The organism is Streptomyces canarius, assembly GCF_014650735.1.
Taxonomy (GTDB): Bacteria; Actinomycetota; Actinomycetes; order Streptomycetales; family Streptomycetaceae; genus Streptomyces; species Streptomyces olivaceoviridis.
Window position 1 is genome coordinate 33,173 of record NZ_BMVN01000027.1, and the last position, 20,886, is coordinate 54,058.

Annotated in this window: 20 protein-coding genes and 1 pseudogene; 10 read left to right on the plus strand and 11 right to left on the minus strand. The window is 75.4% G+C overall.

Translation table 11 applies throughout. The annotated features are described in order from the left end of the window. Positions 1-533: 533 nt before the first annotated feature. Positions 534-1,181 (plus strand): hypothetical protein, encoded by a 648-nt coding sequence (locus IE294_RS30340; protein ID WP_189891363.1) that lies wholly within the window; start codon positions 534-536, stop codon positions 1,179-1,181. Positions 1,182-1,373: 192 nt separating this feature from the next. Here the strand turns inward: IE294_RS30340 and IE294_RS30345 are convergent, their stop codons facing one another. Continuing rightward, positions 1,374-2,261 (minus strand): NAD(P)-dependent oxidoreductase, encoded by an 888-nt coding sequence (locus IE294_RS30345; RefSeq protein ID WP_189891365.1) that lies wholly within the window; start codon positions 2,259-2,261, stop codon positions 1,374-1,376. Continuing rightward, positions 2,258-2,455, minus strand: coding sequence for an SRPBCC family protein (locus IE294_RS30350; RefSeq protein WP_229917430.1), 198 nt, complete (start codon positions 2,453-2,455; stop codon positions 2,258-2,260). Before IE294_RS30350 ends, IE294_RS30345 begins: the two co-directional genes overlap by 4 nt. A gap of 185 nt (positions 2,456-2,640) precedes the next feature. Between IE294_RS30350 and IE294_RS30355 the strand changes: the two genes are divergently transcribed. From IE294_RS30355 to IE294_RS30365, 3 genes are all read left to right on the plus strand, one after another. Next, positions 2,641-5,490, plus strand: a complete 2,850-nt coding sequence (locus tag IE294_RS30355) for an AfsR/SARP family transcriptional regulator (protein ID WP_229917431.1) — start codon at positions 2,641-2,643, stop codon at positions 5,488-5,490. 67 nt (positions 5,491-5,557) lie between these two features. Continuing rightward, the gene (gene cpt, locus IE294_RS30360) at positions 5,558-6,091 is read left to right on the plus strand and encodes a chloramphenicol phosphotransferase CPT (RefSeq protein ID WP_189891367.1); all 534 of its coding nucleotides are present in this window, start codon (positions 5,558-5,560) and stop codon (positions 6,089-6,091) included. Positions 6,092-6,109: 18 nt separating this feature from the next. Beyond that, positions 6,110-7,813 carry an AfsR/SARP family transcriptional regulator gene (locus IE294_RS30365; protein WP_189891369.1) on the plus strand — a complete coding sequence of 568 codons (1,704 nt, stop codon included), beginning with the start codon at positions 6,110-6,112 and terminating at the stop codon, positions 7,811-7,813. Positions 7,814-7,881: 68 nt separating this feature from the next. On the opposite strand, the gene IE294_RS30370 is transcribed toward IE294_RS30365, so the two are convergent. Then, on the minus strand, positions 7,882-9,213 hold the full coding sequence (locus tag IE294_RS30370; RefSeq protein WP_189891371.1) for a CPBP family intramembrane glutamic endopeptidase: 1,332 nt from the start codon (positions 9,211-9,213) through the stop codon (positions 7,882-7,884). Positions 9,214-9,364: 151 nt separating this feature from the next. Between IE294_RS30370 and IE294_RS30375 the strand changes: the two genes are divergently transcribed. Further along, positions 9,365-10,114, plus strand: coding sequence for a 3-oxoacyl-ACP reductase family protein (locus tag IE294_RS30375; RefSeq protein ID WP_189891373.1), 750 nt, complete (start codon positions 9,365-9,367; stop codon positions 10,112-10,114). A gap of 22 nt (positions 10,115-10,136) precedes the next feature. On the opposite strand, the gene IE294_RS30380 is transcribed toward IE294_RS30375, so the two are convergent. From IE294_RS30380 to IE294_RS30400, 5 genes are all read right to left on the minus strand, one after another. Further along, positions 10,137-11,201, minus strand: a complete 1,065-nt coding sequence (locus IE294_RS30380; protein WP_189891375.1) for a YihY/virulence factor BrkB family protein — start codon at positions 11,199-11,201, stop codon at positions 10,137-10,139. A gap of 139 nt (positions 11,202-11,340) precedes the next feature. Beyond that, entirely contained in the window at positions 11,341-11,790 is a 450-nt protein-coding gene (locus tag IE294_RS30385; RefSeq protein ID WP_189891377.1) for a peptidoglycan-binding domain-containing protein, read from the minus strand. Between the two features lie 161 nt (positions 11,791-11,951). Then, positions 11,952-12,554, minus strand: a complete 603-nt coding sequence (locus tag IE294_RS30390; protein ID WP_189891379.1) for an Rv1733c family protein — start codon at positions 12,552-12,554, stop codon at positions 11,952-11,954. Positions 12,555-12,743: 189 nt separating this feature from the next. Next, positions 12,744-13,481, minus strand: a complete 738-nt coding sequence (locus IE294_RS30395; RefSeq protein ID WP_189891381.1) for a TIGR03943 family putative permease subunit — start codon at positions 13,479-13,481, stop codon at positions 12,744-12,746. Further along, positions 13,478-14,560, minus strand: coding sequence for a permease (locus tag IE294_RS30400; protein ID WP_229917432.1), 1,083 nt, complete (start codon positions 14,558-14,560; stop codon positions 13,478-13,480). The genes IE294_RS30395 and IE294_RS30400 overlap by 4 nt, the downstream gene beginning before the upstream one ends. Positions 14,561-14,771: 211 nt before the next feature. Here IE294_RS30400 and IE294_RS30405 point away from each other — a divergent pair, with 211 nt between their 5' ends. The 3 genes from IE294_RS30405 to IE294_RS30415 all read left to right on the plus strand — a co-directional run bounded on the left by IE294_RS30405 (position 14,772) and on the right by IE294_RS30415 (position 16,572). Next, positions 14,772-15,566, plus strand: a complete 795-nt coding sequence (locus tag IE294_RS30405) for a serine hydrolase (protein WP_189891383.1) — start codon at positions 14,772-14,774, stop codon at positions 15,564-15,566. A gap of 198 nt (positions 15,567-15,764) precedes the next feature. Beyond that, positions 15,765-16,178 carry an SRPBCC family protein gene (locus IE294_RS30410; protein ID WP_189891384.1) on the plus strand — a complete coding sequence of 138 codons (414 nt, stop codon included), beginning with the start codon at positions 15,765-15,767 and terminating at the stop codon, positions 16,176-16,178. 13 nt (positions 16,179-16,191) lie between these two features. After that, on the plus strand, positions 16,192-16,572 hold the full coding sequence (locus tag IE294_RS30415) for a hypothetical protein (protein ID WP_229917433.1): 381 nt from the start codon (positions 16,192-16,194) through the stop codon (positions 16,570-16,572). Here the strand turns inward: IE294_RS30415 and IE294_RS30420 are convergent. Both IE294_RS30420 and IE294_RS30425 read right to left on the minus strand, forming a co-directional pair. Then, positions 16,548-16,926, minus strand: a pseudogene (locus tag IE294_RS30420) (molybdopterin-dependent oxidoreductase); the annotation flags it as partial. The gene IE294_RS30415 and the pseudogene IE294_RS30420 sit on opposite strands and share 25 nt — an antisense overlap. Positions 16,927-17,062: 136 nt before the next feature. After that, complete coding sequence (locus IE294_RS30425) at positions 17,063-18,601, minus strand: hypothetical protein (protein WP_189891485.1); 1,539 nt, start codon at positions 18,599-18,601, stop codon at positions 17,063-17,065. Between the two features lie 266 nt (positions 18,602-18,867). Here IE294_RS30425 and IE294_RS30430 point away from each other — a divergent pair, with 266 nt between their 5' ends. After that, entirely contained in the window at positions 18,868-19,446 is a 579-nt protein-coding gene (locus tag IE294_RS30430; protein WP_189891386.1) for a hypothetical protein, read from the plus strand. A gap of 97 nt (positions 19,447-19,543) precedes the next feature. Here IE294_RS30430 and IE294_RS30435 read toward each other — a convergent pair whose 3' ends face one another. Further along, positions 19,544-19,894, minus strand: coding sequence for a DoxX family protein (locus IE294_RS30435; RefSeq protein ID WP_189891388.1), 351 nt, complete (start codon positions 19,892-19,894; stop codon positions 19,544-19,546). A 62-nt stretch (positions 19,895-19,956) separates the two neighbouring features. Between IE294_RS30435 and IE294_RS30440 the strand changes: the two genes are divergently transcribed. Then, positions 19,957-20,853 carry a LysR family transcriptional regulator gene (locus IE294_RS30440; RefSeq protein WP_189891390.1) on the plus strand — a complete coding sequence of 299 codons (897 nt, stop codon included), beginning with the start codon at positions 19,957-19,959 and terminating at the stop codon, positions 20,851-20,853. Positions 20,854-20,886 lie beyond the last annotated feature (33 nt).

The following is a 20,886-nucleotide window of genomic DNA, read 5'->3' on the forward strand; positions in this document are numbered from 1 at the left end:
CACCTGGGTGAATCCGGCAGCGGGAAGACATCCGTGGCTCCGGAGGGCACGGCGGCGGACATCGGTGACCAGAGCGTGCTGCCCGGCTGGTCCCGCGCCCGTACGCTGCACCACTCCTGGGGCGGCTTCGGTCATGGCGTACCCCTGCTTCCAGGGCGACTGCGGTGCCGTGCCGTACCGGCCGGACGTCCCTCACCACGGCGGGCGTTCCGGCGGCGCCGCGCCGCCGACGGCAACCCGTACAACGGGGACGGTTTCCGGCAGCCGCGCCGCCACAGCCGGCACGGTCGGGCCGCGTCACCCTTGTCGCGCGGGCGCCTGGACTGCGCCCGCTCAGGCTCGCCCTGCCGGTAACGCCCACGTGCCGGCCCGCCGGTCCGACCGGACTCGCGCCTGCACTCACCGGCGGTATGCTGGCGCGCCCGGTAGCGGCCCGGAGCGGGTTGTCGGTCAGCCGCTGCCACCTCGCCAACGGTGAAAACGGGTTGACTGACCCGTATCATCCAGGTGTCGCACCGTCAGGAGCGGAGGAAATGATGCCGGAAAGCGCCGGGCCCGTCACCGAATTGACCTCTCAGTACGTCAGCCAGGTGACCAACGACCTCGAACACAACCTCAAGGAGCAGGAACGCATCACGGCTGAAATCGCCGTTCTGCAGGAGCAGTTGGCCACCCTTCAGCACGACCACGGCACCCTGCTGAACATGCGGCAGGCACTCGGCCTCGCCGCACCGGCCGGGCGGGCCGTCGTACCCGCCCCGCGCAAGAAGAGCGGCGGCACGCGCCGCGCCGACGACAAGAAGCCCGCGGCGGCGAAGCCGGTGGCCAAGAGCGCGGCGACGAAGAAGCCGGTGGCGAAGAAGGCGGCGACGAAGGCGACCGCCGGGAAACCGGCGGCCACGAAGGCGTCGCCGTCCGAGCCCGCTCAGCCCACCCTGATCGAACTCGTCCGCCGGCACCTGGCGGAGCAGACGGAGCCCCGTTCCGCCGCCGAGGTCAGCGAGGCCCTGGTCCAGGCGTATCCCGAGCGCGGGATCCAGCGGAAGGTCGTCCGCACCACGCTGGAGAACCTCGTGGCGAAGAACGGCGCCCAGCGCACCAAGCAGGGCACGTCCGTCTTCTACGTCGTGCCGGGCGAATCGGCGCAGGAGACGACGGAGGGCGCCGAGACGGGCGCGTGAGCGCCCGCCGCGCCGAGCGGCCGGCGGCGGCCGAGCGAGGCAACGCGGAGGTCCGCGCCTCGGCCGGCCTCCTCGCCCCGGGCCGCCGGTCGCTGGACGCACACGTGCTCGCCGCCCTTCAGCGTGCCCCCGCCGTGCCGGCGCTCGACCCCGGTGCGGACACCGGTGCGTCGTCGGGGCACGGAGAGGCCCTCACCGGTCGTCGGAGCCGAAGCTGGCGAAGTAGGCCGCGACCATGTCCTCGTCGCCGTGGCCCTGTTCGGCGGCACGCTCCATGCGCTCGGCGCTCGCGGCGGCCACGTCAAGGCGCACGCCGTGCTGCTCACCCGCCTGGACGATGAGCCGGGCGTCCTTGGCCGCCGTGGCCACCGCGAACTGGGCCGGGGTCAACGGGCCGTCGAGGATCAGCTTCGACTTGGCCCGCAGGTACCCCATGTCCAGCGGGCCGCCCTCGATCGCGTCGAAGAAGTTCTGCGGGTCCACGTCGAGCCCCCGGGCCAGGGCCAGCACCTCGCCGGCCGCGGCGGTGATCGCGAGGACCCAGCTGTTGGCGACGAGCTTGAGGCGGCTCGCCGTACCGGCCGCGCCGTCCTCGCCGGTCCACACGGTGCGGGACCCGACCGCGTCGAACACCGGGGCGACCGCCGCGCGGTGCTCGCTCGGGCCCGCCGCGAGGACGAGGAGCTGGCCGGCCTCGGCGGGCTGGCGGGTGCCCAGTACCGGCGCGTCGAAGAAGACGAGGTCGTGTTCCCGGGCGAAGGCGGCCAGGTCACGGATGGCCTCGACACCGGCGGTGGTGGACTGCACCCACGCGGCACCGGAGCGCAGTGCGGGGGCGGCCTCGCGCATGACGTCCAGGGTGGCCGGGCCGTCGTAGAGCATGGTCAGGACGACGTCGGCGCCCTCGACGGCCTCGGCGGGCGTGCCGGCGACGTGCGCGCCGTCGGCGGCGAGCGGTTCGGCTTTGGCGCGGGTGCGGTTCCAGACGCGGACGGTGTGTCCGGCCCGCGCGAGGTTGCGGGCCATCGCGGCACCCATGATGCCGGTACCCAGGACACTCACGGTGAGCTTGTCGGTCATGACGTCAACTCCCAGGGGGACTGTGCGGCTTCGGCGGCGCGGACCAGGCCGTCCAGCCACGCCTGATGGCCGTTCGGCATCGGGTTCGGCGTCTGCCGGGCCAGTTCGGCGGCCGGCCGGCCGATCTGCGTCTCCTGGGTGAGGATACGGACCCGGCCGCCAGGGAGATCTTCCACCAGCCAGGCGTGCAGCACGTCGAGCCGCTCCTCCGGCGTGCCGTCCTGCCGGGCCGTCCAGGACAGCCGACCCGGGACGCCCTCGCTCCGGCGCGCCGCCCGGGACCGGTAGCGCGAGCCGCCGCTTCCGGAGTCCGCCGTTCCTGCCGGTTCACCCCGGACACGTACAGTCGGGGGCCGAAGGGGTGAGCGGAGGGAGCGGGATGCCACAAGGGGTGTCGGTGCGGTTCGCGGTGCTGGGGCCGGTGCGGGTCTGGCGGGGGGCGGAAGAGCTGGACGCCGGCGGGCCGCAGGCGCGGGCGCTGCTGGCCCTGCTGCTGCTCCGGGCCGGTCAGCCCGTGCCCGTGCCCGAGATCGTCGACGTGCTGTGGGGACCGGGCCCGCCGCCCACCGCCCTCAACGTGGTCCGCCGGCACGTCGGCTCGCTGCGACGGCTGCTGGAGCCGGGGCTGCCCGCGCGGACCCCGGGGCACCGGCTGGTGCGCGGCGCGGGCGGCTACCGGCTCGTCACCGACGGGGCCGACGTGGACCTCGTACGGTTCCGGGCACTGCGGCAGGAGGCCCGGCGGGCCGTCGCCGAGGGTGCGCCCGGGCGGGCCGTGGACCTGCTCGGCCGGGCGCTGACGCTGTGGGCCGGTCCCGTCGCCTCCGGTGTCGCCCCGGACGTGCGGGAACGGCTCGGGGCGGACGGGCTGGAGCGCGAGCGGCTCGCCGCGCTGCGGGAGGCGGCCGACGCGGCCTTGCAGGCGGCCGTGCCCGGCGCGGTCCTCGCCCGGCTGCGGCAGGCCGCCGCCGCGCATCCGCTGGACGAGCCCCTGCTGGCCCGGCTGGTCCTGGCCCTCGCGGCCACCGGCCGGCGGGCCGAGGCGCTCGCCACCTGCCGGGACGCCTGCCGCCGGCTCGCCGAGGAGCTGGGCATCGACCCCGGGCCCGAACTCCAGGAGGCCCACCGGACGGCGCTGGGCGGGACGGGGGACGGGGACCCGGCGGAGCCGCCGCCCGCGGAGGGCGTCGTCGCGCGTCCCGTCGTACCCGCCCAACTGCCGCACGACCTGCCCGCGTTCACCGGTCGGCACTCCGAACTGGCCGAGCTGCTGGACCCGCTCGCCGGTGGGGAGCCCGTCGGGACGGTGCTGGTCTCGGCGCTCGGCGGGATGGCCGGGGTGGGCAAGACCACGCTGGCGGTCCACTGGGCCCACCGGGTCGCCGACCACTACCCGGACGGACAGCTCTACGTCGACCTGCGCGGCTTCGCCGCCTCCGGAGCGGCCACCGACCCCGGCGAGGCCGTCCGCGGTTTCCTGCACGCGCTCGGGGTACCGCCCGAGCACGTCCCCCAGGGCCTGGCCGCGCAGGCCGCGCTGTACCGCAGTGTGCTGGCGGGGCGCCGGGTGCTCGTGCTGCTGGACAACGCGCGGGACGCCGAGCAGGTACGGCCGCTGCTGCCCGGCACGCCCGGCTGCCTCGCCATCGTCACCAGCCGGGACGACCTGACCGGGCTGGTGGCCGCGCACGGCGCCCGTTCGCTGACCCTGCGGCCGTTCGACGCCGGCCAGGCGCGGGACTTCCTCGCCGGACGGCTCGGCGCCGGACGGATCGCCGCCGAGCCACGGGCGGTGGACGAGATCGTCGCCCGGTGTGCCGGACTGCCCCTCGCCCTGGCCTGTGTGGCCGCCCGCGCCGCCCTGCGCCCGGAGTTCCCGCTGGCGGCCGTGGCCGCCGAACTGCGCGAGGCCCGCGGGGGCCTCGACGGGTTCACCCGGCCCGGCACCCCGGTGGACGTCGCCACCGTCTTCTCCTGGTCCACCCGGGCCGTGTCGTCCGCCGCCGCCCGGCTGTTCCGGCTGCTCGCCCTGCACCCCGGCCCGGACCTGTCGGCGGCCACCGCCGCCGCGCTCGCCGGGCTGCCGCCGCGCCGGGCGCGCTCGCTGCTCGGCGAACTCGCCGCCGTCCACCTCGTCACCGAACCGGCGCCCGGACGCTACGGCTTCCACGACCTGCTCCGCGCCCACGCCGGTGACCTCCTCGCCGAGCACCACACCGAGGCCGAGCGGCAGGAGGCCCGCGACCGGCTGTTCCGGCACTACGTGGAGCGCGCCCACGCCGCCGGAGCGCTGCTCGACCCCAGCGGTGACGTCCCGGCGCCACCGCCCCCGCCGCCGGACGCGCGGGCCGTGCCGTTCGCCGACGACAGCGCGGCCCTGGCCTGGCTCACCGCCGAGCACCCGGTGCTGCCGGCCGTCCTCCGGGCGGCGGCCACGACCGGCCACGACCGGTACGCGTGTCTGCTGGCCTGGTCCCTGGAGCCGTACTTCGAGCGGCGCGCCCACTGGCACGACGGACTGGCCGCCCAGCGCACCGCGCTCGACGCCGCGCTGCGGCTCGCCGACCCCGCCCTGGAGGCGCGCGCCCTGCGCGGGCTCGCCCGGGCGGAGGGCAGGCTGGGCCTGTCCGACGAGAGCCGGGCCCACCTCGACCGGGCGCTCACGCTGTTCACCCTCGCCGGCGACACCGTCGGCCGGGCGGGCACCCACCGCAGTCTGGGCTGGGCCTGCGAGCAGGAGGGCGACCTGGCGGGGGCCCTGCGGCACAACCAGCTCGCCCTGGAGCTGTACCGCACCGCCGGCTCCCGGCCGGCGCAGGCCAGCGTCCTGAACTCCGTCGGCTGGTACCACGCGCTGCGCGGCGAGTACCGGCCGGCCCTCGCGCGCTGCTTCGAGGCCCTGGCCCTGCTCCAGGACCTGGGCGACCGGTACGGCCAGGCGGCGACCTGGGACAGCATCGCCTACGCCTACCACTGCCTGAGCCGGCATCCGCACGCCCTGCTCGGCTACCGCAACGCGCTGACGCTGTACCGGGCGCTCGGCGTCCCGTATCCGGAGGCCGGCACGCTGACCCGCCTGGGCGACACACACCTGGCCACCGGTGACCGGGAGGGCGCGCGGGCCGCCTGGGAGCAGGCCCTCGCCCTGCTCACCCGGCTCGGTCATCCGGACGCGGAACGGGTCCGGGAACGGCTCGCCGGGCGGGAGGAGCGGTCCGGTGCGGGATGACGGCGTCCGGGGTCCGGGGCGCGGAACGGGTTGGCCGCCTGGCCGGACGGCTCCGTAGGGTGGCACGGTGACGACTCAGGTGATCCTTCTCAACGGTGGTTCCAGCTCGGGGAAGTCCGGGATCGCGCGGTGCCTGCAAGCCGTACTGCCCGACCCCTGGCTGGTGTTCGGCATCGACTCGCTGGTCGACGCACTGCCCCCGGGACTCCAGGGAGCGGACGGCGGGATCGAGTTCGCCGAGGACGGCGGGGTCGAGGTCGGTGCGGGTTTCCGGGCGCTGGAGGCCGCCTGGATGGAGGGGGTCGCGGCGACGGCCCGCGCGGGCGCCCTGATCGTCGTGGACGACGTCTTCCTCGGCGGAGCGGCCTCCCAGCAGCGGTGGCGGAAGGCCCTCGCCGGACTGGACGTGCTGTGGGTGGGGGTGCGGTGCGACGCCGAGGTCGCCGCGGCACGGGAGATCGCGCGGGGAGACCGGACCCGGGGCATGGCGGCGGCCCAGGCCGAGGTGGTGCACGACGGGGTGTCGTACGACCTGGAGGTGGACACCACCCGCACCGAGTCCCTGATGTGCGCGCGGACCATCGCGGCCCGCGTCGGCTGACGGCGACGGGGGGTGCGCGTGCCCGACGGGCTCGGTGACGTGGCACGGTCCGAGGTGCTGCGGTTCGAGGTGCTCGGCCCGCTGCGGGTGCTGTGCGCGGGGAGCGAGCTGGATCTCGGGTATCCGCAGGCGCGGGCCCTGCTCGGCGTGCTCCTGGTGTGGCCGGGCCGGCCCGTGCGGATGAGCACGATCGTCGACGTCCTCTGGCCGGGCCGGCCGCCCGCCGACGCGCCGAACGCGGTACGGCGCCACGTCGGCACGCTGCGCAGGCTGCTGGAGCCCGGACTGCCCCCGCGCGCACCCGGGCGGCGCCTGCTGGGCCGTACCGGCGGCTATCTGCTGGAGGCGGCGGCCGACGAGGCCGACCTGCCGCGCTTCCGCGCCTTCAGCCGGCGGGGCATGCGGGCCGCCGCCACCGCGCGCCCCGAGCAGGCGGTACGGCACTTCGCCGGGGCCCTGCGGCTGTGGCGCGGCCCGGTGGCGGCCGATCTGCCGGGGCCGGTGCGCGCGCATCCGCACTTCGCCGCCGTGGACCGGGAGATCCTCCGCACGGCGCGGATGGCGGCGGACGCCGCGCTGCTGTGCGGGCGCGCGGACCAGGTGCTGCCGAGCGTGCGCCGGGCCGTCGCACTGAACCCGCTCGACGAGCCGCTGCTGGCCCGCCTGATCCTGTCCCTGGCGGCGTGCGGGCTCCAGGCGGAGGCGCTGGCCACCTACGAGGACGCGCGCCGCGACCTCGCCGCACAGCTGGGGGTGGCTCCCGGCGCCGAACTGGCCGCGGCCCACGCCCGCGTCCTGCGCCAGCAGATACGCCCCGCCCGGCACCGGCTCCCCACCGCCCCACCGGCCCCCGCACGCCCCTTCGTCCGCCCGGCCCAACTCCCCCCGGACCTGCCCGTCTTCACGGGCCGCAACCGAGAACTGGCGGCGCTGGACACGCTGTTGGACGCGGAGACCGCGGGGACACCACGGACAACGCCGGATGCCCTCCGCGGCGCGGAAGCCGTGCCGGACGCGCCGGCCCCCTCGACCGGCACCTGCCCTGCGTCGGGCGTGCTGATCAGCGGTCCGGCCGGTGTCGGCAAGACCGCGCTGGCGGTCCACTGGGCGCACCGGCTCGCCGACCGCTTCCCGGACGGTCAGCTCTACCTGGAGCTGGGCGGATCGGCTCCCCACCAGGCCGCCCTGGAGCCGGCCGAGGCACTGCGCCGGCTGCTCGGGGCCCTCGGCGTGTCCACGCGGAGCATGCCCGCGGGCGTGACCGCCCTCGCGGCGCGGTACCGCGGTGCGCTGGCGGGACGCCGACTGCTCGTCCTGCTGGACGACGCCGTCTGCCTCGCACAGCTCCGCCCGCTGCTGCCCGAGGTGCCGGGCTGCCTGACGGTGGCCACGAGCCGGGGCGGGTCGATCGGAGCGAGGTCGGTGGCCGAACCCGCCGGGCCGGCAGGACGGCTCGGGTCGTCCGGGTCCCGGGAGCGGGCCGCCGGGGGCCTGCGTACGTTGCACCTGGGTCTGCCCTCCGAGGCGGACGCCCGTGACCTGCTCGCCCGGCGGATCGGTGAGGCGCGGCCGGCCGCCGAACCGGAGGCCGTAAGGGAGATCGTCCGCCGGTGCGGCCGGCTGCCCTCCGCGCTGGCCCTCGTGGCCGCACGCGCGGCGAGCCGCAGGGACTTCCCGCTGGCGGCCCTGGCCGCCGATCTCGCCGAGGACGCGGAGCCCTGAGAAGGGCACACCGGCCGGCGGCGTGCGCGTGGTGGACGAGACGCCCGGGCGCGCGAGCCGGCCGCGGCCTACGTACGGTCCGTGCCGTCTCCCCCCGCGCCCGGAGAGGTGGGCGGAAGGTCCGTAGCGGTCTCAGGTCGACCGGCCGGGGGTGGCGGCGGGACGGTCCCGTCCGGTGCGGGCAGGGGAACGCCCGCACCCGGTCCGCCCTGACCGGCCCGGGGCCCGGCACCGACCGCACCGGGCCCCGGCTGCCCCGCCCACGGCGGAGCACCCGCCACCCCGGGACCCCATCCGGGCTGCCCCACCCACGGCGGAGCACCCGCCACCCCGGGACCCCATCCGGGCTGCCCCGCCCACGGCGGAGCACCCGCCACCCCGGGACCCCATCCCTGCTGCCCCGTCCACTGCTGCGGCACCGGAACACCGTTGCCGTACGGGCAGCCCGGCGGGAGAGCCGGCGGCTGGGGGGCCGGAGCCGTGCGGTCCAGTCGGCGGCGGCGCAGCCACCACGCCACGGCCGCCGTGTACAGCGCGATACTCAGCACGTCGAACACGACGAGCTGCCAACTCGCGTCGGCGGCGGTCTCGTCGCTGGTGAGCCCGTCCACGACGGCGGCCGAGACGCCGAAGGCGAACAGGTTGTTGACGGTGTGCAGGGCGATGGATGCCTCCAGTCCGCCGGTGCGCCAGGTCAGCCAGCCCGCGGCCACGCCGAACACCACGAGGTCGGCGAAGCCCCAGGGCGTGCCCCAGCCGTGGGCGGCGGCGAACAGGAACGCCTGGGGCACGAGCGCGGCCCACGGCGAACGCAGGAAGGCCCCGGCGGTCTGCGTCAGCCAGCCGCGGAACACGTACTCCTCGGCGGCGGCCTGCACCGGCACCAGCAGCACCAGCATGACCAGGGCCCGTCCGAAGGCCGGCCATCCCACCCACTGGCTGTCCGGCTCGCCGTCCGCGGGGAGCAGGAACAGACAGCCCATCGCGAGGCCCAGGATCGGTAGGGCGGTCAGCACGCACAGCAGCAGCCAGCGCCATCTCAGCCGGCCGGTCACGGAGGACACCGTGCCGGCCGGGCGCCGTCCGATCCAGCGCACGACCAGCAGCAGGACGGGTATGCCGACCGCGATGCAGAGCAGGTCGACGGCGGTCTCGGAGACGGGGCCGAACTCCGGCCAGCCGTCGTCGTCCTGGGGGTGGCCCAGGCCCGAGCCCAGGGCCGCGACGAGGAGCATGAGGACGACCACGGTGATCATGTACGCCACGGCCACGACCAGGGTCCCGAGCAGGGGGCGCCACCACCGGTAGCGCGGTGAGAGGCGGGCCAGACGGTGGTAGGGGAGCTGCTCGGTGAACTGTGCCTGCGAGGGCGGCAACAGCAGGGGCTGTGACTGTGTCATGGCGTCAGCCTGCCCAAAGACACCGGGACGCGCCATCGGCTTGCGGCAGGACCGGCTTCTCCGCCCGGCAGGGCCGACCGCACACCGCACCGCCGAGGTCGATGTCCGTTCGCCGCCGGTGCTCCCCGAGGCCGTCGGCTGGGATGGGCACATGACTTCAGAAACGGATCTGCGGGGCAGGACGGCACTGGTCACCGGTGGCAGCCGGGGCATCGGCGCGGCGACGGCACGGCGACTGGCGCGAGAGGGCGCGGACGTGGCCGTGACCTATGTGCGGGGCAAGGACGCGGCCGAGGAGGTCGTGCGGGACATCGAGGCGCTGGGGCGGCGGGCGGTGGCCCTGCGCGCGGACTCGGCGGACGCGGCGCAGGCGGGGGACGCGGTGCGGCGCGCGGCGGAGGAACTGGGCGGGCTGGACGTGCTGGTGGGCAACGCGGCCGTCGGGATGACGGGGCCGCTGGAGAGCCTGTCCCTCGCCGATGTCGACCGGCTCCTCGCGGTGAACGTGCGCGGGGTGTTCCTGGCCGCCCGGTCCGCCGCCGCGGTGATGGGCGACGGCGGGCGGATCATCACGGTCGGCAGTTGTGTCACCGCGCGGGTGCCGGGTCCGGGGGCCACGCTGTACGCGATGAGCAAGTCCGCCGTGGTGGGGCTGACGAAGGCTCTGGCGCGGGAGTTGGCCGGGCGCGGGATCACGGCGAACGTGGTGCACCCGGGGCCGACGGACACGGACATGAACCCCGCGGACGGCCCGTACGCGTCCGGTCAGGCGGCCGTGACCGCCCTCGGCCGGTTCGGTACGGCCGAGGAGGTCGCGTCCATGGTGGCCTTCCTGGCGGGGCCGGACGCGGCGTACGTGACGGGCGCGGAGTTCTCGGTGGACGGCGGGTACGCGGCGTGACGGAGCGGGGAGGGCGGGCGCGTCAGGTCTCGTCCAGGCGGCGTACGTCCTCCTCGTCCCACTTCCTGGTGTCGCGGGGCTGGGTGTACGGCTCGGCCCGGGGCGGGTGGCCACCGGCGATGGCCCGCTGCCGTACGGTCTCCGCGTCGAACTCCAGCCCCAGCAGGATGGCCAGGTTGGTGATCCACAGCCAGACCAGGAAGACGATGACGCCGGCCATGGTGCCGTAGGTCTTGTTGTAGGAGGCGAAGTTGGCGACGTAGAACGCGAAGCCGGCGGAGGCGGCCATCCAGATCAGCAGGGCGAGGACGCTGCCGGGGGTGATCCACCGGAACCCTTTGACCTTGGCGTTCGGGGTCGCCCAGTACAGGATGGCGATCATCACGGTGACGAGCAGGACCAGCACGGGCCACTTGGCGATGGACCACGCGGTGAGCGCCGTGTCGCCGAGCCCGAGCGCGTTCCCGGCCCGACGGGCCAGGCCGCCGGTGAAGACCACGATGAGCGCGCTGGCCACGGCGAGAACCACCAGGACCACGGTGACGCCGACGCGCACGGGGAGGAGCTTCCACACCGGGCGGCCCTCGGGCATGTCGTAGACGGCGTTGGCGGCGCGGATGAACGCGGCCACGTAGCCGGAGGCCGACCACACGGCCAGCACGAGGCCGAGGACGGCCACGAGGGAGCCGGTTCCGGTGCCGTTCTGGAGCTGCTGAACCGCCCGGGTGATGATGTCGCGGGCGGGGCCGGGGGCGAGGTTCCGCAGGTTGGCCAGGACCTTGTCCGTGACCGACCGGCCGCCGACGGCCAGCAGGGAGACCAGCACCAGCAGGGCCGGGAACAGGGACAGGACGGCGTAGTAGGTGAGCGCCGCGGCCCGGTCGGTGAGCTCGTCGTCGCGGAACTCGCGCAGCGAGCCCTTGAACACCGCCGGCCATGCGCGCCGGGGCAGCTTCACGGGGGTGTCCGGCGCCCTCCGCTCGACGTCCTCGCCGGGTCCGGCCTCGTCCGGCGCGGGGATCCGCGTCTGCGGGGTCTCGTCGGCGGCCTGCTTGTGGTGCCGCCGTGGTACGTGCAGCTTCGCCATGTCCGTCGGGTAACCCCACGGAGCGTGATCACGCCCCCGGTTCACCCGTCGGCCCCGTCTTCCCGGGGCCTCCCCCACCCGGTGCCCTCCGTTCCGGCAGCGGGACGGAGGGCGTGCGGGCGGGCCGCCGTGCCGGGGCTCAGTGCGCGTTGGCGAACCGCTTGAACGCGGCCTTGGTGCCGGAGCCGGCGACGCCGTCGATGGGGCCGCGGTAGCCGTAGCTGTCCTTCAGGAGCCGCTGGAGCGCCTTGATCGTGCCCTTGCCGACGACGCCGTCGATCGGGCCGGTGTAGCCCCAGTACTTCTTCAGGCAGCGCTGGAAGGCCTTCCAGCTGTTGGTGCCGAGCTTGCCGTCGATGGAGTTCCGGTAGTTCCAGTACGTCTTCAGCCAGCGCTGGACCTTCTTCGCCTCGGTGGCGTTCAGGCCGAGGTTGGTCACGGCCTGCGGGGTGACGGCCTCGGTGGCAGCCGCCGGATGGACCGTCGCGGGCGCCGCGAAGCCGGTGCCCGCGACGGCGAGGCTCCCCGCGGCCAGCGCCACCGTGGTCGCGGTGGCGAGGAGGGTCCTGGTGAAGATGTTCGTCCGCATGTGTTTCCCCCTGGTTGACGAGTGCCTCTCGGCACGGCACACAAGCTACGTGCCGGGGGTGCGCACGTCGCCAACCCGGGAGTTGACGCCCGGCTCCAACGGCCGCGGTAGGGCCGGACCGGTGTACAACCTCCGTGGTAGGCGCAAGGGTCGCGGGCCCGTCAGCCCCGCCCTCCGCTGAGGTTCCCCCACCGGGGTCCGATCTGCCTCCACTCCTCGTCCCACTCGGCCAGGCGCCGCCGGATGAGCCGGCCCCGGACCAGCCGGCCGGCGCCCCAGACCAGCGCGCCGGCCGCCGGGGCGACGAGGACACCGGTGAGCGCCGACTGGAGGTCGGCCGCCGCTCCGGTGACGGGGGCGGACACGATCCGGTCCGCCTGGTTCGTCCACACCGTCACCCGGGTACCGGCGGGGGCGCCCGGGAGGACCTTCGCCCGGTCGGTGTGCGCCGCACCGTCCTGGTCCGTCCAGCGCACCGCGGCCCAGACCCGTCCGTCGTCGTAGCCGCTGCCCGCGGCGGGGGTCCGCGCCGCGTCGTCGGTGAGCACCGCGGACACCGGGTGCACGTGGGTCAGCCGTGCCGCGAACGCGGACTCGGAGACCTGGGCCGCCCACAGGCCCGCGACGACCCCGACGACCAGGGCCAGCACCCAGCCGGCGAGGACGATCCAGGCCTCGACGACATCGCTGTGCCGCCGCAGCGGGTTGCGCCGCCACCGCCACAGCCGTACCCGGGTGACCGTCGTGGGAGGTGTCCGTGTCATCGTCACCGCCTCCTTGCGCCCACCGGCGGCCGGAACCCGCAGCGGCCCCCGCGGTCTCCCGGACCCGGTCGCCCGAGCGAGGGTCATGACACCATCCTGCACCTCTCCCGGCCGGTCGTCCGCCGCGGGCCGGGCCTGACTTCCGGATCGGGCGCGCCCCGGCCGGCCGCGCCGCCCGACCGGCGGCCCTCAGCGCTCCTCGGAGGGCCTGAGCGGCAGGTCGTCGGTGTAGGCGTTCACCGGCGGGGCGACGGGTCGGACGTCCCCGGCGTCGAGCGCCGCCTCCGCCGTCCTGGTGCCGAGGGTGCCGCGCGGGTGCCAGGTTCCGGTCACCTCCAGCCAGGTGTCGGCGGGCGGGGCCTCGCTGCCGTGGACGCGCACCTTGACCGTCTGTGAGTCCGCCGCGCAGCAGGAGAAGACGATCCGGGTCAGGTACCAGCCGTCACCCTCGGCGGCCGGGGTGACGAAGCCGGTCAGCCGGACGGTGCGGTGCTCGACGGCCCGGCCGCGGTCCTGCTGGACCCGCTTGGTGAAGTCGGTCAGGGTCAGCGGCAGCGGCGAGGTCGCGGGCAGCGGCGCGAACCCCTTCTGCACGGCGACGGGCTTGGTGTCGGCGCGGGCGGCGGTGTACGCGCCGAGCGCGGGCGGGGGGTGGAGGAGCAGGCTGAGCGCGGGGAGGAACAGCAGCCAGGCGACGCGCGGGGTGCCGGTGTGGTCGTGGCCGTACCCGGTGCCGTCGGCCGTGTGCCGCCGGTCCCGGGTGACCGCTGCCGCCAGGCCGAGCAGCAGCAGGACGGCGCCGGACACGATCAGTGCCGGGCGCAGTCCGGCCTTGACGTAGCGCAGGTAGGTGTCGGTGAGGAGGGCCGTGTGCAGCAGTCCGGTGCCGGTCAGCGCCAGGAGCAGGGCCTGGAGAGGGCGTTTCACAGCAGCGCGCCTCCGACCAGGACGCTCGCGGTGACGGCCACGACGGTGGTCGCCGTGGAGAACCGCCAGGCGAAGGCGCGGCCGAAGGTGCCCGCCTGAAGCGCGATCAACTTCAGGTCGACCATCGGACCGACCACCAGGAACGCGAGCCGGGCGGTGGGCGAGAAGCCGGTGAGCGAGGCCGCGACGAACGCGTCGGCCTCCGAGCAGACGGCCAGCAGCACGGCGAGGACGGCCAGGAAGAGCACCGAGAGCCAGGGCGAGCCGGAGAAGGCGTCGAGGACGGAGCCCGGCACGGTGACGTTGAAGGTGGCGGCGGCCATGGCGCCGACGACGAGGAAGCCGCCGGCGTGCAGGAAGTCGTGCTGGAAGCCGAGCCGGAACTCGGTCCGGCGGCTGTGGCCGTGCCGGTGGCCGGTGTGCCGGTGGCGCAGGAGCGGGCGCAGCCACGTCTCCTTGCCGAGCCAGAGCCACAGCCAGCCCATGACGGCCGCCGTGGCGAGGGAGGCGAGCAGCCGGGCGGCGACCATCGCGGGGTCGCCCGGGAAGGCGACGGCGGTGGCCGTGAGGACGACGGGGTTGATCGCGGGCGCGGAGAGCAGGAAGGCGAAGGCGGCGGCCGGGGTCACGCCCCGGCGGATCAGGCTGCTCGCGACGGGTACGGAGGCGCACTCGCAGCCCGGCAGGACCGCGCCGGCCACGCCGGCGACCGGGACGGCGAGGGCCGGCCGCTTCGGCAGCACCCGGGTGAACAGGTCGGCCGGCACGAAGGCGTTGATGGCGCCGGACAGGGCGGTGCCGAGGAGCAGGAAGGGGAGCGCCTGGACGGTGATGGCCAGGCAGACGGTGCGCCATGCCTGGACGGCGGGGTGGTTCAGCCACGGTGTGCCGGCCAGGAGGAGCACGGCCGCGAGTGTGAGGGCGGCACCGAGGGGCCACGGCCGGGGGACGGCGCCGGGCGGCCAGGGCCTCGGGCGGGCGCCCGGTGGCCACGGCCGGATGCGGCGCACGGGCGGATCGGGGTGGGGCACGGCCGCCACGCCCTCCGTCACACCAACCAGCTCATCCGCTTTGTCCATTTTCACTCCGGATGTCGGTGTCTGGCCGACGATAAGCGAGGAGCACGGCCCGGCCGCGCGTACACGCCGCTGCGCGTACGCGCGGCTGCCGAAGCGACCCGGTCGGAACGGTGCGTCCCCTCGGTGGCTCTTCTCACATTTCGGGCCGAACGGGGCCTGAGGTGACGGGCGCCACGTCGCCGCGCGCCACGGTTGTCTACGTTCGTGACCCATGTCGTCCCGCCTCTCCCGCACAGCACGCGCCAAGGTCTGCGCCCTCGTGGCCTCGGCGACCGCCCTCCTCGCCACCGGGTTGCTGCACCCCACTCCGGCCGCTGCCGCCTCGGCACAGGCCACGGCGGCCGTGCTCGACCTGGACGGCACCGACCCCACACCCGTGGTGCACGGCGAGGACAGGGCGTACGACACCGCCAGCATCGTCAAGGTCGACATCCTCGCGGCGCTGCTGCTCCAGGCACAGGACGCGGGGCGGGGGCTCACCGCGCGGGAACGGGAGCGCGCCGAGCCGATGATCCGGCGCAGTGACAACGCGGCGGCCAACGCCCTGTGGCGGCAGATCGGCCGGGCCCCCGGGCTGGCGGCGGCCAACAAGCGCCTGGGCCTGACCTCGACGACGGGCGGGCCCGGCGCCAAGTGGGGCCTGACCCGGACGACCGCGCGCGACCAGATACGGCTGCTGCGGGCCGTGTTCGGCACCGGCGGAACGGTCCACGCGGGCTCCGGCGGGCTCGACGCGGACTCCCGCGCCTACATCCGCGCCCTGATGAGCCGGGTCGTGCCCGAGCAGACCTGGGGCGTCCCGGCGGCCGGCACCGAGGGCTCCGGGAAGACCCTGAAGAACGGCTGGCTCCAGCGCGACACGACGGGCCTGTGGGACGTCAACAGCGTCGGCCGGATCACCGTCAAGGGGCACCGGTACCTCGTCGCGGTGCTGTCGGACGGCAGCGCCTCCATGAGCGACGGTGTGTCCCTGGTGGAGCGGACGGCACGCGCGGCCGTGGGGTGAGCGGTTCCCCGCACGGCGGTCGTACGCCGGGGCCCAGCGCGCGGCGGTCATACTTCCGGGCCCAGCGCGCGGCGGTCATCGCCCTCGGCCTGTGATCAGCCGGAGGCCGGCGGAGCGAGGTGCCGCCGGGGCTTTTCGGTCGCCGTGGAAGGGGCACGCGGTCGGGGAACTGCTTCCGACCGGAGGGGCGAGACCACGATGACCGAGTACGAACGTTCCCGCACGATGCCCGCGCAGCCCGAGCAGGTCTTCGACCAGGCGGCGAACACCGCCCAGCTCGATGCCTGGCTCCCGGGCGAGCTGCACGTGGACGTCCAGGATCCGCCCGCCGTGACCGTCCACGAGGACCGCTCCGGCGAGGACACGCCCGCCCTTCTGCGGTCCGAGCCGGACCAGATGCGCCTGGAGTGGGGCACGCGCGAGCAGGGCGCCTACGCCGGCTGGCTCCAGGTGGCCGGCATCGGCAGCGGAGCCAGCGAGGTGACCGTGCACCTGTCCTTCTTCGAGGAGGGCCACGACCCGGGCGAACGGGCGGTGTGCGACGCGCTGGACGGCAGCCTGCGCCGGCTGGAGGAACAGGTGCGGATGCGGGTCGACAACGCGGCCGGCTGACATGGCGCCCCCGGTGAGCTGGTCCCCGCTGCGCCTCAGCACGCCCGTCAGACAGCATGTCTTCGGCGGCCGGGCCCTGGCCGACCGGCTGGGCCGGACGGGGCTGCCGTGCGGCCCGGTCGCCGAGACCTGGGAGGTCAGCGACGTCGACGGGGAGGGCGCCACGGTGACCGAGGGTCCGCCGGCGGGGCGGTCGCTGCGGGAGCTGATGGCGAAGGACCCCGGCGGCCTGCTGGGCGACCGCCCCCACGGACCGCGCTTCCCCCTGCTCACCAAGTTCATCGACGGCACGCGCGCGCTGCCCGTGCACCTGCACGCCGACGACGCCACCGCCCGCCGTCTGGAGGGCGAGCCGAACGGCAAGACCGACAGGAAGAGCTGGCCGGTGGTGTAGAAGCCGATGGAACCGGGACCGCGCTCGTCCAGCAGGTTCCGGGTGCGGGACGCGATCCGGCCCATGGCCGTGTCCCAGCCGCAGGGCACCAGCCGGCCGTTCTCACGGACGAGCGGCCTGGTCAGCCGGGTCGGTGGCGCGCCCGCGCACGCCGACGATGCGTCCGTGCCGTACGGCGATGTCCATGGCGTCGCCGTTGGAGTGCAGCACCGAGGCGGACGGCACCCAGCGCTCCACGTCCGCCTCGGTGAGGCCGGGCGCGAGGTGCAGGTCCGTGCGGACCGGCCAGGGCGTCCCTCGGTCGTACGGGGTCCGGGGACCCCAGGGATTGCCGATGCGGTCGTCGTCGCACACGGTCCCCGCCTCCGGGTGTCGTGCTCGGGCTGTCGCGCGAGTACCCGGCCGTGGCGGCCGCTCCCCCGCGGCGCGGGACCAGGAGGTGGTCGTCGTACCCGAACCCGGCAGCGTGCCCCGGGGTGTGGCACGCCAGTCAGTACCCGGAGCCCAGCCGCTGGGTCGAGTAGGCGCACTCCGTGTAGATGTAGCCGGACCGGAGCCTGGCGGTGTCCGAGGCCGGGGTCGCGGTGCTGCCGCCGTTCGGCTTGTGCACGAAGTACGTGGTGCCGACGGGCAGGCTGATGGTGCGCTGCGGGTAGTTCCGGCCGCTGTCGTTGCAGGGCTTGAAGGTGGAGAACGCCGTGTCGGCGAACGTGTACGCCTTGCAGCCGCCGCAGCCCTTGAGGGTGAAGCTGCCGGTGACCGGGCCGGTGTAGAGGACGGTGATGTCGTCCGGGCTGTCGTTCTTGACCGTGACGGAGATGCTGCCGCCGGAGGCCAGGGTGGGCAGCTTCTTGCCGGCCGCCGGGAGGGTCTGGGCTACCTCGGCGGCTATGGCGATCTTCTGGGCGCGGGGGCGGTTCTTGTCGTGCCGGTGGCCGGCGGCGAACTGCTCCATGGTCTTCCGCGCCGCGTCGAAGTCCCCGTCCCGGTACTGGTCGACACCGCAGGCGTATCCGCCGGCGTCGCCGCTGCGGCCGGCCCGGCTTGCGGCCTTCGCCAGCCGGCCGTCCGTGTCACCGGCCGACCTGGACAGGTCGGCGATCCGGGTGTCGAGGTCGCGCAACCTCTCGACGGCCGCGCAGGGTTCGTCCCCGCCGACGGCCTTCTCCGTCTTCGCCACCGCCGCGTCGACGGCGGGCACCACCTTGGCCGCCGCACCGGACCGCGGGAAGGTGTCGAGCAGGTCGCCGAAGCGGTTCACCCAGTCCGTGTCGCCGCTCGCCAGGTGCTGTGCACCGCACTCGTACAGGGCGGTCGCGAGCCGGTCGTCGGGCCACCGCGCCAGCGAGCCGAGTTGTTCCTCCGGCATGGTGTCCGGGACGGTGCGGAGGTACTTCAGCGGCTCCACGGCGTCGCAGTACTCCCGGTGGCCGTAGGCCGCGCCGACCGTCGTGTAGTAGGTCCGCAGCCGGTCGGGGACCTGCCGGGCCGCGCGGGAACCGGCGTGGTGCACGGCGATGTCGCGGTAGACCCCGAGGGCCGTCCCGTAGTCGGGCCGCGCGGCGCCGAAGGACCGACGGCCGCTGTCGGCCACCAGGTCGTCGGCGCGCTCCAGGCGGCCGAGGAGCGCCTGCTCCACGGCCTCGTCGTGGGCGTCCTCGTACCAGAGGGCGCCGCCGGCCGGTACGGCGAGCAGCACCACGCCCAGCAGCAGCGCGAGCGGCGTGCCGGCCGGCCGGGTGAGCCGGGTGCGCAGTCCGGCGAGTGCGCCGTGGACTGCCGCCACCAGCAGCAGGGCGGCGTAGCCGGCGGGCACGGCTCCGGGGAGGCCGTCGGCGTCGGCGGGGAGCGCGACGATCAGGAGCACGCCGGTCGCGACCCAGCAGGCGGCCATCGCCACCCAGCGGCGCAGGAGCGCGTAACCGAGGCCGAGCCCGCTCAGGTTGAGCAGGGCGACCGCGATGGCCCGCCAGGCGTCCGGCGGCGCGGGCGGCGGGGCCGCCGGTCTGGGTGGCGGACCCGGCGGCATGGGCGGCAGCGGTGGGCCGCCGAAACCCCGACCCGGACCGTACGGACCTCCGGACATGATGGCTCCCCCCGGTCAACTCCGCCCGCATGTCTGTGGATTGGCAGTGTACGGGCGCGAGCGCATACCGGACAGAGGGTCGAACACCCGCCCTTTCCCACAGCACCGCCGACACCCCCTTTCGGCCCCCTTTTCCCGTCCGCTCTCCGGCCGGGCACGGCGTCGCCGATGATGGGCGGGAGAGAGCCGGCGAGGGGAGGGAGGCGGCCGTGGGATGGACGACCGAGGAGTTCGGGGAGTCCCACGAGGGCATCGTGGGAGCCGTCCTGGAGGACGGCAGCGAGCCGAAGCCCGCGTACTTCGACATCGGCAGCGGCGCCGAGATGTACCGGACCAGCGAGTGGTGGGCGTACGACGGCAGGATGCGCAGGCCGCGGGCGGCGGCGGTACGCGCCGCGTGCAGTTGCGGCTGGCGCGGGCGGGGCGTCCCCGTCCCGTGGGACGAACTGGACGGGGACGGTCTGGAGGGGCTGGACGTCTCGGGGCCGCGCCGCGACTGGAGCGAGCACATCCGCACGGTCGAGCGGCGGACGGTGCCGCTGCCGGAGGACCTGGCCCAGTTGCTGAGCGCCCTGGAGGACAAGCTGTGCACGCTGGCCGAGGACGCGCCGGCCGCCGCCCTGCGGGCCGTGGCCGCGCTGGACCGGCTGAGCCGGCGCGCCGGGCGGGAGGCGGCCTGCATGATCGAGGAGGACGGCGAGCAGCGCTGGGAGGCCCTCGGCCGGGCCCTCGGCATCGACGCCGACCGGGCGCAGTCCCTCGTCACCCGGTATCTGCTGCTGCACTGAGCCAGGCTCCGCCGCTGCCCCGAGCCCGGATCCGCCGCTGCCCCTGGCCAGGTCCCGGTGCTGCCCCGAGCCAGGCCCTGCTGCGTCGAGCGCCCGTTCAGCGGGCCGCCGTCAGGGCCAGGGCCCCGGCCGCCAGCGCCAGGAACAGGCCCGGGAAGACGATGGTGCGAAACACCCGGGCCCGGACATGGGCGGCCACCGCGCCGACGTAGAACAGCACCAGGCCGGAACCGGCGGCGATGCCCACAGGACGTACGCCCAGCAGCCCGAGCAGCAGCCCGGCCGCTCCGGCGGCCTTCAGCAGCGCCAGAGCCGGGAGCCGGCGGGGCGACACGCCGACCTGGGCCGAGTTGGCGAGGACGAACGGCGCCTTCGCGAGGTCGGCCGCCGCGATGCCCGCGTTGACCAGGACGGTCGCACAGATGAGGGTGAGACAGGCGAGGTTCATGCTCTCCACGCTCGCGGGAGGGTCGCCGCGACGTCCAATACCAGCGTCCATAACCTTCTGGAATGGACGTCGACTCCCGTCTGCTGCGCTCCTTCCTGGCCGTCGCCGAGGAGGGCAGCCTCGTCCGCGCCGCCGAACGGGTGTACGTGTCCCAGCCGGCGCTGACCAAGCAGATCCGGCAGTTGGAGAGCCGGCTCGGGGTACGCCTCTTCGAGCGCTCGCGCACCGGCATGGCGCTGACGGACGCGGGTCGGGAACTCGCGCGCCGCGCCCCGGACGTCCTCGCGGCCTGGGACGACGCCCTGCGCGCCGCGCGGGCCGCCGGGCGGCACACGGCCCGGGTGATGCGCGTGGGCTTCGTCGCCAGCGCGGCCAACGAGGCGACGCCGGGCATCGTCGCCGAGTTCGCCCGGCGGCGGCCCGGATGGCGGGCCGAGCTGCGGCAGGCGGCCTGGACGAACCCGAGCGCGGGTCTGGCCGACGGCGAGGTGGACGCGGCGCTGCTGCGGCTGCCGTTCCCGGGACAGGACGCGCTGCGGGTCGAGGTGCTGTTCGACGAGGAGCGCTGGGTGGCGCTGCCGAGCACGCACCGGCTCGCGGAGCGGGCGGAGATCGCCTTCCGGGAGCTGTGGGACGAGCCGTTCGTGGCCGCCCCGGCGGAGACCGGGGCCTGGCGCGACCACTGGCTGGCCGCCGGTGAGCGCGAGGGCCGTGCGGTGCGGATCGGCGCGGTCACCGAGCAGCCCGACGACTGGCTGAGCGCCATCGCCAGCGGGTACGGCATCGCCCTCGCGCCCGCGTCCGCCGCCCGGTTCTACGCCCGCCCCGGCGTGGTCTACCGCCCGGTCACCGGGGTGAGCCCGACCCGGGTCGCCGTGGCCTGGGCGCCCGCCGACGACCGGAACCCGGTCGTTCGGGACTTCGTCCGCTGCTGCCTGGACCTGGCCCGCACCACGTGACGGACGGGTGTTCTCCCCTGTACGGCGCAATGA

What these genes read in the sequence shown, in the direction of transcription:
- IE294_RS30340 (WP_189891363.1), top strand. Translation starts at nt 534, where the DNA reads ATGATGCCGGAAAGCGCCGGGCCCGTCACCGAATTGACCTCTCAGTAC.
- IE294_RS30345 (WP_189891365.1), bottom strand. Translation starts at nt 2,261, where the DNA reads ATGACCGACAAGCTCACCGTGAGTGTCCTGGGTACCGGCATCATGGGT.
- IE294_RS30355 (WP_229917431.1), top strand. Translation starts at nt 2,641, where the DNA reads ATGCCACAAGGGGTGTCGGTGCGGTTCGCGGTGCTGGGGCCGGTGCGG.
- IE294_RS30370 (WP_189891371.1), bottom strand. Translation starts at nt 9,213, where the DNA reads ATGACACAGTCACAGCCCCTGCTGTTGCCGCCCTCGCAGGCACAGTTC.
- IE294_RS30375 (WP_189891373.1), top strand. Translation starts at nt 9,365, where the DNA reads ATGACTTCAGAAACGGATCTGCGGGGCAGGACGGCACTGGTCACCGGT.
- IE294_RS30380 (WP_189891375.1), bottom strand. Translation starts at nt 11,201, where the DNA reads ATGGCGAAGCTGCACGTACCACGGCGGCACCACAAGCAGGCCGCCGAC.
- IE294_RS30385 (WP_189891377.1), bottom strand. Translation starts at nt 11,790, where the DNA reads ATGCGGACGAACATCTTCACCAGGACCCTCCTCGCCACCGCGACCACG.
- IE294_RS30390 (WP_189891379.1), bottom strand. Translation starts at nt 12,554, where the DNA reads ATGACACGGACACCTCCCACGACGGTCACCCGGGTACGGCTGTGGCGG.
- IE294_RS30400 (WP_229917432.1), bottom strand. Translation starts at nt 14,560, where the DNA reads ATGGACAAAGCGGATGAGCTGGTTGGTGTGACGGAGGGCGTGGCGGCC.
- IE294_RS30405 (WP_189891383.1), top strand. Translation starts at nt 14,772, where the DNA reads ATGTCGTCCCGCCTCTCCCGCACAGCACGCGCCAAGGTCTGCGCCCTC.
- IE294_RS30410 (WP_189891384.1), top strand. Translation starts at nt 15,765, where the DNA reads ATGACCGAGTACGAACGTTCCCGCACGATGCCCGCGCAGCCCGAGCAG.
- IE294_RS30425 (WP_189891485.1), bottom strand. Translation starts at nt 18,601, where the DNA reads ATGCCGCCGGGTCCGCCACCCAGACCGGCGGCCCCGCCGCCCGCGCCG.
- IE294_RS30435 (WP_189891388.1), bottom strand. Translation starts at nt 19,894, where the DNA reads ATGAACCTCGCCTGTCTCACCCTCATCTGTGCGACCGTCCTGGTCAAC.
- IE294_RS30440 (WP_189891390.1), top strand. Translation starts at nt 19,957, where the DNA reads ATGGACGTCGACTCCCGTCTGCTGCGCTCCTTCCTGGCCGTCGCCGAG.